Raw genomic sequence first — 12894 nt, 5'->3', positions numbered from 1 at the left:
ATGCACGAGCATACAGTCGCCGCTCCTCACCAGGTTTTCGAATGGTCCGGCGATAGCATCGCGGGGCCGCGCATCAGTGTGTGTCGATTCGAAGTCGACTCCAGCGTCGTACTCGACCGCCTGGATGCCGCACTCAGTACTGTCTGGCAGCGCCACGAAGCGTTGCACAGCCGCCTTGTAGTGCCAGCGCCCCGGCGTTATCCGGTGACGGAGCTGGTAAACTCCGCGGCCCCGGTAATTCGGGTTTTGGCCCAGGCGGCCGATAGGGCGTGTGCCGAGGCGGCCCTCGCGGCCAGTTTGCTGGAAATGCCATCGGTAAGTGACGAATGGCTGGGCGACGGTGTGATTGTGCCGAGTTCAAATGGCCCGACGTTGGTCGCTTTGCGCCACCGGGCAGCCTTGGTCGATCCGGAAAGCTGGGTACTGCTGATTCAGGAACTCGCAGACCAATTGCAGGGGCTGTCATCGGTAACGCGGCTGGACTATAGCGAAGTGGCCGGCTGGCTCGAAAGCCAGTCCCCGGCGCCCGTGGAACCAATCGCCCAGACGAGCGCCTGGGCCAGTGCCACTGAAGACTCGGTTGCCTCACTAACCACACTCGACATTGCTCGGGTCGACCGCGCGGTGTGCCTGGCAGTGTTCAGTGCCGTCCTGGCGCGCTTTCGCGTCGACGGCGCACCGGCGATGGATGTCTGCGATTCCATCAGGACGACCATCGGGGACAACGCCGGTGTCGGTGCCTACCGTGTCGCGGCGCAGGTTGCGACTCGGCTGGACCCGTCAATGTGCATGTCGACGTTGGTGGCCGCCTTGCAAGGTGGTCCGTCCCAGTCACTTTTCGGGGTGTCAAGGTTGGCGGATGCAAGCTTTGCCTGGATCGAGACGCCGCAGGCGACGATGGGCCTACTGACACTGGTGGGGATCGAGTGGATGCCCGGCGCGGTGCCATTGGCACTGACCTGCCACCGCGTGGGTAGCCGCTTGCAGGTTCACCTCTATCACGACCCCCAAGTGGTCGAAGCCACGACGGCTGCGGCGCTGCGGCTGGCGTTTTCCAGTGCGCTTGAGGCTACCTTGCAGGCGCCCGACACCTCGATTGATGATCTACCGTTGACACCGCCGCAGAGCGGTGCGTTGACATCCCGTGGCCCGAGTGCAGAGGGATGGGAGTATCCCTTCCTGAGTCTGTTTGAGGACGTCGTCGCGCAGCATCCGGCGGCGGTGGCCATCGAGCGCGTCGGCACCCAGGCGCTTATGAGTTATCAGGCGCTGGACCACTACGCGCGCCGTATCGCCAATGACCTGAAGCAGCGTGGGGTTGGGCGGGGAGACGTGGTGGCCGTGGTGCTTCCACGCAGTATTGAGTTTGTTGCGGCCATTTTGGGCGTGCTCAAGTGCGCGGCAGTGTTTATGCCCATAGCACCTTCAACGCCCACTGCGCGCCTGCGCGCGTTACTGGCAGGGGCCGGTGCGACAGTGGCGCTGGGATCCGCACAAACCCTGGCCACCCAGCGTGATGACAGTTGCGACTGGGTTGACATCGAGACGATCGGCGACGATGACCTGCCCTTCAATCGTGCCCCGGTGGACCCGGAAGATATTGCCTACATCTTGCATACGTCCGGTTCCAGCGGCCTGCCCAAACCGGTTGAGCTGACACAGGGCGGCTTATCGAATTATCTGCGGTATGCCGCACGGCATTACGCCCTGGCCGAGGGGTGCGGGGCGATCGTGCAATCGCCGGTGACCTTCGACCTGACGCTGACGGCGCTGCTGGGGCCGTTGGTGGTGGGGCAGCGCTTATTGCTGGTGGACGAAAGCGAAACCGGCCACGGCGCGGGCTCGGAGGTTGAGCAGGTCTGTGCGCTGCTGCGGCGCGCTGACGTCACCTTGCTCAAAGCCACGCCGTCCTATCTGCGCCTGCTCAATACCCTGCTGTCGGCCGAGTCGCTGTCCGGCGCCGTCAGGGTGTTGGTGGTGGGAGGGGAGGCCCTGCCTTATCCGGTGATTGAACCCTGGCTGCAAGGCCCACGCCCCGCCCAGGTATTCAATGAGTATGGCCCCACCGAAACGGTGGTCGGTTGTGCCTGGGCACACATCACCGGCCCCTGGCCCGAGGGCACACCCGCGCCCATTGGAGGGGCCATCGACAATGTGCAATTGAGCGTGCGCGATCACCAGTGCCGAGCGCTGCCGGTGGGCGCAATCGGCGAGATATGCGTGACCGGCCGGGGCGTCGGCCGAGGTTATCGCGGCCGCGAGGAGGAGACGGCGTTGCGCTTTGTCACCTCGTCCGAAGCGCCTGGCAGGCTGTACCGAACCGGCGACAGGGGGCGCATGCGTTTCGATGGGACGCTTGACTATCTTGGCCGACTGGATGATCAACTCAAGCTCAATGGCATTCGCATAGAGCCCGGGGAGATCGAGCGTTGCCTGGAGTCGGCGGCGGGCGTCAAGTCGGCGGCGGTAGTCAAGTCCGGCGCCGCAGACGGTGTCGAAACCCTCATCGCGTTTGTCAGTGTCGACGGTGTGATTGCGCTCGAACCCCAAGCACTGCGCGACTATGTCCGCAGCCTGCTACCTGCCGCATTGGTGCCTGCGCGTATTGCGGTGCTGGCTGCACTGCCGATCACTGCGAATGGCAAGATCAATCGTAGCCTGCTGACCCTTCAAGCCAGCCAGATGTCAATGCTGCCCAGTGTTGCGCCCCTGCCTCCGGCCTCGGCGCTGGAGCAGGCGCTGCTGACGGTCGTAACACAGGTGCTGGGCGTCACCACGATCGGTGTGAGCGACGATGTGTTCGACCGGGGCGTAGACTCCATCCGCTCGATCGCCATTGTTGGCCTGGCGGCACGCGAAGGCATTCATTTGACCGTAGCCGATATCTTTGAGCATCGCAGCATCAGGGCATTGGCCGCCGTCGCTGGTGCAACCGACTGTGCGGCTGCCGGTATCGAGGCTTTTGCCCTGTTGCAGCCCCAAGATAAACAAGCATTGCCGCCGGGCATTGTGGATGCCTATCCGATCAGTCAGCTCCAGGCCGCGATGATTTTTCATTACGAGCTGGAGCGCAGCAACGCTGTCTACCTTGATGTCTTCAGCTACCGGCTGCAGTTTTCCCCAGACATCGACGTGCTGCACCAGGCGGCACGCTTGCTGGTCACACGGCATGAAGCCTTGCGCACGACCTTCGACTTCGCCGGCTACAGCGAGCCCCTGCAGTTGGTGCACGAGCATGGCCAGGACATACTCGACATCGTGCCCCTTGAAACACTCGATGAGGCGACGCAACAGGCACGTATCGCCAGCACGTTCGAGGAGGAGAAGGCCCGTTCTTTCGACATTGGAACGTTGCCGCTGGTGCGTTTGCGCGTGGCGTGCCTGGGGCCGGACAGTGTTCAACTGACCATGAGCTTTCACCACGCGATCATCGACGGCTGGAGCGATGTGAGCTTGCTGATGGAGCTGTTTGGCCTGTATCGGGCTTTGCTGGATAAGCAGGCGCTGCCGCCGGCTCCTGCGATCCGTTATGCCGATTACATCAGTCTGGAGCGACAAGCCATTGCCAGCGCCTCGACGCGTGATTTCTGGCAACGGTATCTGCAGCACGCGCCATCGGGGCTGTTGGGCCAGAAGGTGCGTGTACCCGGTGAGGGGCGCGGGGTGCAGATCATTCCTGTCTTCATTGCTGCGGAGCATGCGGCGGTTCTGCGCGAGATTAGCGCCGCCCATTCGCTCCCCCTCAAAAGCCTGCTGTTCACTGTGCACCTGAAGGTGCTCAGTGAGATGAGCGGCCAGGCGGACTGCTTGACCTCGATGGTGATGACGGGGCGTCCGGAACATGCCGATGGGCAAAAACTGCTCGGGCTGTTCATCAACAGTGTGCCGATCCGGGCCAGGGTAGAGGCGAGCTCCTGGGTTGCACTTGCCCGAGTGGCGCTTGCGGCTGAGGGCGAGGTGTTGCCTCATCGCCGACTGCCACTGGCTGAAATACAGAGCATCAACGCGGAAGCCAGGTTGTCCGATACGTTGTTTTATTTCACTCACTACCACATTGCTTCCAACCTTGAGAGCTTGGGCGTCAAGCTGCTGGACCTCAAAGCCCATGAAGCGTCGAGCTTCAAACTGGTGGCCAACTTCTCAGTGGACCCGTTCGATGACAGCATCAAGCTGACGTTGGCGATCAAAGGCGACGCGCTCTCCGGGGAGGAGCGCACCCGGCTGGCTGCGCTCTACGCAGCGGGGCTCGCGGCCTTGGTTGACGATCCGCAGGCAGCACATGAGGTGACCGTGGCGCTTAACCCAAGCGAAGTAGCGCCCGACAATAAAACCATCGTCGGCAGTATTCGACGGGCTATCAGCCGTGTTCCCGAGAGCGACGCTGTCATCTGTGGCAACCGCTCACTGAGCTATGCCGAACTCGGGGTACTGGCCGAGCGCTCAAGTGCACGAATTCTTGAGCGGGTGTCTGCAGGCGGGCGCGTGGCGATCCTGGCGGCGAGGTCGGAGCGTTACATCGCCGCATTGGTCGGGATTTTCGCTGCGGGGGCCATCTATGTGCCCCTGGACCCTGCACATCCGGCAGCGCGCCGCGAGGCAATCCTGCGCGATGCACAACCCGGGCTGATCATCAGCGATGATCCCGCTGCGGTAGCGGGCTGGCCGCATATGACCCTGGATGACCTGCTGGCGCCGACGACCAGCTGCACCGGGCCGGCCACTTTGGCTCCACAGCTCGAGGACGCCGCATACCTGCTGTACACCTCGGGTTCGACGGGCAACCCCAAAGGCGTTCTGGTGTCGCATAAAGCCCTGGCGAGCCTGTTCGAGGCAATGACTCAGCGCCTGGGCAGCGGCGAGGGCGCCGTCTGGCTTTCTCTGACTTCGGCCGGGTTTGATATCTCGCTGCTGGAATTGCTGTACCCGCTGGTATGTGCAGGGACCATCGTGGTCTATGAAGGCTCGCAGATGTTGCTGGCGTCCCCTCGCGCGAGGGTCGAGCCGGACGTGAACTTCAGTCTGTTTTTCTTTGCCAGCCAGCCCGGGCGCCAAGCCTATGAGTTGATGTTGGAAGCTGCGCGTCGAGCCGACAAACTAGGCTTCCACGCTATCTGGACACCCGAGCGTCATTTCCATCCTTTTGGAGGTCCATTTCCCAACCCTGCGATCACGGGGGCAGCCTTGGCGGTGGCCACTGAGCACCTGAAAATCAGAGCAGGCTCGTTGGTGCTTCCCCTGCATGATCCTGTGCGCGTTGCGGAAGACTGGGCGATGGTCGATGTTCTGTCAGGCGGGCGGGCCGGGATCGCCATTGCCACCGGCTGGGACCAGAACGACTTTCTGCTGGCGCACGGTGGGCCACAGAACTTCGCGCATCGGCGAGAAATGACGCTGGAGGCGATCAACACCTTGCGTGAGTTGTGGAAAGGGCAGGCGGTAACCCTGAACCGTGGCGCAGGCGAGCAGAGCATATCAACCTTTCCCCAGCCCATTCAGGGCCGGATACCGCTGTGGCTGTCGGCTTCGAGTGCGGTCGAGACATTCGAGACGGCCGGAAAAACCGGCGCCAACGTGCTGACCCACCTGTTAGCCCAGGACGTGGCCGCATTGCAGAACAATATCCAGCATTATCGCCTTGGTGCAGGCTCACAGGGCACGGTCAGTCTGATGCTGCATACGTTTGTAGCCGCGACTCTTGCTGAAGCGGAAGCGGTTGCTCGCGAACCCCTCAAGCACTACCTGATGTCCTCCGTGGACCTGGCGCGATCAGTGTTTGGCCAGACGGCGAGTGACGGGCTTGATGACGACCTGAATTACCTGGCAGACCGGGGGCTTGAGCGTTATATGCACAGTGCCAGCCTGATCGGCGGCGTGCAGGACTGCGTCGAGCGTGCGCGTTCACTGATGAACATAGGTGTGAACGAATTCGCTTGTTTGATCGACTTCGGTGTCAGCAGCGAAAAGGTCCTGCAGAGTCTCGACCATCTTGATCAGGTGCGTCGACAGTTGCAGGGCAGCTCTACGGCGGCGCAGGACAACTCAGTCGCAGGGTTGTGCGCACGCCATGGTGTTACTCACCTGCAATGTACGCCCACAGCCATGCGAGAGTTGCTCACCGATAACGGCAGCCGCAGCGCCATCGCAGCACTCGACACCCTGCTGGTGGGGGGCGAGGCATTGCCCCAGCACGTCGCCGATGATTTGTTGCAAGCGACTCGCGCCAGGGTCTTCAATGTCTATGGCCCGACTGAAACCACCATATGGTCAACGGCATGGCGCGTCGCGCCCGGGCCTGTGCGGATTGGTTCGGCCTTGGGCAACGGCGTCGTTCATCTGCTGGATGCCAGCAACCAACGGGTGAGCGGCGATCAAACGGGCGAAATCTGCATCAGCGGCGCGGGCTTGGCCGAGGGTTACTGGCGCCGGGAGGCAGAAACCCGCTCTGCGTTCTATTCGCTGCAACTGACGGCGGACGAAGCGCCGACCAGGATCTATCGTACCGGCGACATCGGTCGTTGGGACGCCGCAGGGCAACTGGAGTTTTTGGGGCGTCAGGATCGCCAAGTGAAAGTGGGCGGCCAGCGGATTGAACTGGCTGAAATTGAAGAGCAGATCCGTGCGGTTCAAGGCGTCGCCGATGCAGCCTGTGCGATTGCCGACGATGGCTCGATTGCGGCCCTGGCAAACCTGTATCCAGGTGTCGAAGTCGACACCGCCAAAATCCGCAGCCACCTGCAACAAACACTCACCAGTGCGATGCAGCCACTGGCCCTGGGCATCGGCGCGCTGCCGAAAAACCCGAATGGCAAACTCGACAATACCGCCTTGATTGCCATTGCCCGCGAGCAACATCAAGCATCTGCGCCCGTTGTGGTACGCCCAGAAATGGTCGCGCCGAAGGCCCGCAACCCCCGCTGGCAGGAGATTGCCCAGATCTGGGAGCAGACGCTGCTGACACCTGTGGCTGATGAGCAAACCGAGTTCTTCAAGTCCGGCGGCAACTCGCTGCGGGCGATGGTAATGGCCAGCCGTTTGAGCCAACAACTGGGGACCAAGGTTTCAGTTCGTACCATCTTTGAAAACCCCGCGTTCGGCGCGCTGTTTGCCGCGTTGAACGTCGATGCGGTATCAACGGAACTTCCTCTTGAGCCGCTGCCTGTTGCCGGGCTCTCACCGGTGAGTTTGTCCCAGGAACGCTTGTGGCTGGTGGACCGGATTTTACCTGACCAGGCAGCCTACAACGACTCGATGCTGCTCAGTGTGGCCGGTGACGTGGACGGCGCAATGATCGCCGCTGCACTGGAGCAGATCAGCGCCCGGCATGATGCGTTACGCATGACGTTCGAGGAACACAATGGACGGGTGCAGGCCAGGTTTAACCAGCAGGTGGCCTTGGACTTTTCGGTGCAGGACCTCAGGGGCGTGCCACAAAGTGAGCGTGTCGACGCCGCCCTGACCACCGCCCGCGATCAGGCACGCCTGCCTTTCGACCTGGAGCGCGGCCCGTTGCTGCGCGCGCGCCTGTTGCGGCTGGAAGACAACCATCATTATTTGCTGGTCACGGTGCATCACATTGTCTGTGATGGCTGGTCCCTTTCGATCATGCTCAATGAATTTTCGGTCCTGCTCAGCGGCGCGGGGCAATCCTTGCCTCCCGTGACGTTCAGTTTTCGAGAGCATATCGACACCGAGCGCCGCCGCCTGACCGCTGAGCGGCGAACCGTATTGATCGACTACTGGACAAGGCAGTTGGATGATCTGCCGGCGCCATTAGAGTTGCCACTCGACTTCGCAAGGTCCAAGGCAGAAACGTTTCGCGGTGCCATCGCCAGCAGTGTCGTGCCCAGTGCCTTGCTGGCCAGGCTCGATGCATTCGCGGTGACCGAGAGCGTCAGCAGTTACATGGTATTGATGGCGGCGGTCACAGCCGTTTTGGGGCGCATCAGTAACCGTCGGGACATCGTTCTGGGCACCGACGTCGCGAACCGTTTTTCGGTTGCCAGTGCGGGGGCTGTGGGGTTGTTCGTCAACCAGATGGTGTTGCGTACTCGGCTGACCGCAGCGCAGAGCTTTCGCGAACTGGTCCATACCGAACGTTCGACGATCCTGGATGCATTGGACCACAGTGACTTGCCGTTCAACGAGTTGGTCGATGAGCTTTCACCGGCTCGCGACTTGAGCCGCAACCCGCTGTTCCAGGTCGCGTTTACCTATCAGGAACCAATGAACTACAGCCGGCTTGGCGGCGCGGGCCCGACCCTGCAAAGAATACCGTTGGACATCGGGATATCCCGCGTGGACCTGGAAATCAACGCTACGCGCAATGACGACGGTTTGCTGATCGAGGCGATTTTCAATGACCGTTTGCAACGGCGCGAGAGCATCGAGCAGTTGCTGAGTGCGATTGAAGTATTTCTGGAGCAGGCCCTGCAGACTCCGGATGCCGCTCTACAGGACATCGAATTGCTAACCCCGCTTGATCGTCAGGTGCTGGAAGCCGGGCTTGGCAGTTTTACCGTGGATTATGGTCTTCAGTCGCCCAGCCAAATGCTGCGCACCTGGGCCGAACGGACCCCGGATGCGATCGCACTCTCAGGGCAGGAGGGAACCTATACCTACAGGCAACTGAGCGAACGGGTAGATGCCCTGGCGCGTGGGCTGGCCGGGCAGGGCATCCAGCGCGGTTCGCTGGTGGCGACGTGTCTCCAACGAGATGCATCACTGGCCGTGGCAATGCTGGCCTTGTGGCAACTGGGCGCCGTTTATCTTCCTATCGACCCGGACCATCCTGCGAGCCGTTCAGTCCAAGTCTTGCGCAAGTCCCAGGCCAAGGTGGTGCTGACCAGTGCGGCGTTGCAGGCGCACACCGGGGCATTGGCGTGGAAGGGGCGCCTATTGGTGCTCGAACACTGCCTGATTCAAGGCGACTCATTGCCCTTGGCGCAGGGGCTGCAACGCGAACCGGCTTATGTGCTGTTCACGTCCGGCTCGACCGGAGCCCCAAAGGGCGCGATTGTTCTGCACGAAGGCATGATCAATCACCTGGGCGCAAAGATTGTCGACCTGGAACTCGGCGCGCGGGATCGCCTGGCACAAACCGCACCTCAGACCTTCGACATTTCCATCTGGCAGTACATTGCGCCGCTGATGGTGGGTGGGGCGGTGCACATTCTCGACGATGAAACCGTGCGCGACCCCGGATTGCTGTTGCAGGCGTGCGAGACCCGTCAAATCACCGTGCTGGAGAGCGTGCCATCGTTCCTTGAGCTTCTGGTTGGCTTGGCGCAACGTCGAGATACGCCTTCTTTCACCACCTTGAGGGTCATGCTTTCGACCGGCGAGGCCCTGCCGGTGATGCTCTGTCGGCGTTGGTTTGCGCTGTTTCCGGATATCGCTTTGCTCAACGCCTACGGCCCCACGGAGTGCTCCGATGATGTCACTCATCACCTGATGACGCAGGCTCCCGCACAGGAGCTGGCGTGTATCGCCATAGGTCGGCCTATCGCAAATGTGCGTCTTTATGTGCTGGACGATGCCGACCGGCTGTGCGCACCGGGTGCGGTAGGGCAGCTGTGTGTTGCCGGTATTGCGGTGGGGGGCGGCTACCTCAATGACGCTCAGGTCACGGAACGAGCGTTCGTCTCTGACCCGTTTGCCCCCGACTGCGGCACTCAAATGTATCGTACCGGTGATTTGGCACGCTGGACGCCGGATGGGCTGCTCGAATACCTGGGGCGCATCGACAACCAAGTGAAAATACGCGGTTGCCGTATCGAACTCGGTGAAATTGAAACCTTTCTGGACCAGGACCCCCTGGTCAAACAAAGCGTCGTGACGGTGGTCGACGATGATCAGGAACGTAAGCGCCTGGTGGCCTACGTCGCACCGGACTGGTCCTACGTCGAATCGACGTTGGACCAGGAAATGCAAAGCGGCCGGCAGCAAGAGTGGCGTTCGGTCTACAACTACTTTTATGAAAACGAAGTCGCGGGCGCGATCCAGGGGCCGGTTGATCCGACCTTTGACACGACCGGCTGGAACAACAGTTTTACCGGACTTGCGATCCCCTCTGTCGAGATGCGCGACTGGCTGGATCAAGCCTTGGGGCGGATGCAGGTATTCAAGCCAAAGCGAGTACTGGAAATCGGTTGTGGCACAGGGATGGTGCTGTTCGGGCTCGCGGGGGCCTGTGAGCGTTATGTCGGCCTGGACTTCTCGGAGCCTGTGGTGCAACGCCTGGGAGGGCTACTGGCAACACTGCGCCCTGACTGGCATCACGTACGCCTGGAGCATCTAGCCGCAGACGAACTCGCCCAATTGGATGAGGGCGACTTCGACCTGATCGTCCTCAACTCGGTGGTGCAGTACCTGCCTAGCTCCGCGTATTTGATCAATGTATTGCGTGAGGCCCTGGGTAAACTCTCGACAGGGGGGCGAATTTATCTGGGGGACCTGCGCAGCCTTGAATTACAGGAAGTCTTCCACACGGCCATGGCGGCGAATGATGCGGCGGATTATCCGCTGGACCAGTTACCCGCGCGTGCCAGCAGTGCCATAGCGCATGACAAGGAGTTGTTCCTGGCCAGTGGTTTCTTTGCCCGGCTGATGGCCGATGAAGTGTTTGCGCTGCGTGCTCCAGGGTTACTGACCTGGCTGAAAAGTGGCGTTTTTGACAATGAGTTGACGGTCTATCGCTTTGACGCCGCATTGACCTTCGATGTTGATGATGCCCTAGTGGGTGAGCCGTTGCCGTGGCGGGCCGTGGAGGGCGACATTCACGCGCTCGAGCAACGCTTGCAACACCTTGGGCGTAACAGCCTGCGCATTACCGGCGTGCCCAACCGACGGCTTGATCGCGACCGCCAGCTGGCTGCCCGGATCGTCGGTGATACAACCGCCCCACAGGATGCACCTGCCCTGGATCTGTTTCAGCAGATTGCGGGCCGTCATGGCCTGGTGCTGCAGTCGCGCTTTATCGAGGGCAAGCCGTTTTTGCTCGACCTGTTGTTTCAGCCCGCACTAGCAGGCTGGCCTGCGTCCCTCGGGCGTGGGCCAGGCTCCAATGAACCGCTGCGCAACCGCGCAATGCAACCGATCATGCAACGGCTTCGGGACCGCATAGGCGAGCATCTTCCGGATTTCATGGTGCCCCACAGCATCACAGTCCTTGATCATCTGCCCTTGACGCTCAACGGTAAAATTGACCGTAAAGCGCTACCAAAGCCGCTGTTCGGTGGTGTTGATGCGCCGTTGCACGACACGCAGCCACGCACCCGCGCCGAAGAGGTCCTGAGCCGGATCTGGCAGAAGGTACTCGGCCTGTCTTGCGTCGGCCTGCGCGATAACTTCTTCAGCCTGGGCGGCGATTCGATTCTGGCTATCCAGATCGTTTCGGCTGCCACGCGAGAAGGGATGCTGCTTTCACCCAAACAGGTGTTTCAGAACCAGACGATTGCAGAGCTGGCAGCCGTTGCCAATGCGGTGCGCAACGCCAGCGAGGAGCGGGCGGCGGATGGAAGTTGCCCATTGGCTCCCATCCAGGCCGAGTTTCTGGAGCGTGACCTGCCGTTACCTCAGCACTGGAATCAGTCCATCTTGTTCGGCGCCGAACAAACGCTTGATGAGCTGCAGGTTCACAGTGCATTGGATAAGGTTACGCAGTGTCATGATGCCCTTCGGCTGCGTTTCCGCCAGCGCAGTGATGGTAGCTGGCAGCAGCACTACGTGTCCGGCGGTGCCACCTTTGAGCTGCGGGTATTGCTGCCGAAAGAAAACCTGGCCCAGGTAGGCGGTGAGCTGAATGCCGGGCTTTCCCTGGAGCACGGCCCTTTGCTTCGCGTTGCGCTGCAAACGGGCGCTCAGCCGCGAGTGTTGCTGATCGCTCACCACCTGATCATCGACGGCGTGTCATGGCGCATCCTGCTTGATGATCTGGACCGCGCCTTGGCTAATCCGCAGAGCTGGCAACCGGACGCGCGCAGCGCCAGTTATCGCACCTGGGTGGAGCGGCTTATCTGTGTCGCGGAATCTCGCTCGCTGCGGGGGGACTTTCCCTACTGGATGGAGCAGTCACGCCTGGGGCCGGCCCACCCGGTTGCCGGTGCCGTGACCGGCGCCGCATGCGCAACACAAGTGCTCGGCGGCCCGCTGTCCGAGGCGCTTTCGAGTCGCCTCTTGCAGGTGGGACCCGGTGCACGCATCGAAGAGGTGTTGTTGACGGCGTTGGTCCTGGTATTGCGCAAAATCAGCGGCTGGTCTGATGTGGTACTGGCCAGTGAAACCCACGGTCGTGATCTGTTTGACGACCTTGATGTGTCGCGCACCCTTGGCTGGTTCACCACGCATTTCGCGGTGCGCTTGCGCTTGCCGCGCGACGGCGACACGGCAGACGCGCTGGGAGCAATCAGCGGCCAGTTACGCCGGGCACGCTCGCTCGCCGCCAGCTATGGGATTTTACGCACTTACGACCCCGATCCGGAACTGCGCACCAGCCTGGCTGATAAGCCTTCGCCGGAACTGGCCTTTACTTATTTCGGGCGTACCACCGATGCCGGTGAAGGAGGCCGCCTATGGAGGACCGAAGGGGACAGCGGGGCGGTTCGTGCGGCGGCCAATGGCAGTGAAACGGCCTTGGAGGTGAGTGCATTGTTTATCGGGCAACGGTTATCGGTGTTATGGACAGTCGAGTTGTCACGGCTTGATCCGCAGTATGTCGCCAGGATCCAACATGCGTTTCCCCTAGCGCTGGCGGATGTTCTGGAGGTGGAGGATGTACATGGGCCGGACCTCACTTTTGCGCAGAACGGCGTGCTTGCAGCGGCGTTGAGCGAGCTGATGGACAACACCACCCAGGACTGAACTGCCCCCGAAAGCGGTTGCATCAATTACTTTGTT

Annotated in this window: 1 protein-coding gene; it reads left to right on the top strand. The window is 61.4% G+C overall.

Annotated elements, in window-relative coordinates; translation table 11 throughout:
- A complete protein-coding gene (locus AC1MEW_RS29775; protein WP_480424593.1) occupies window positions 1-12858 on the top strand; it encodes an amino acid adenylation domain-containing protein in 12858 nt (4285 codons plus the stop codon).
- The last annotated feature ends 36 nt before the right edge of the window (window positions 12859-12894 follow it).

Source organism: Pseudomonas sp. ASL4 (genome assembly GCF_056680395.1).
Note: the sequence above shows the minus strand (reverse complement) of the source record. Positions and strands in the feature narration are given on the sequence as shown.

Bases quoted from the DNA above. Each gene is read 5' to 3' on its own strand.
- AC1MEW_RS29775 (WP_480424593.1), top strand. From the start codon at position 1: ATGCACGAGCATACAGTCGCCGCTCCTCACCAGGTTTTCGAATGGTCC.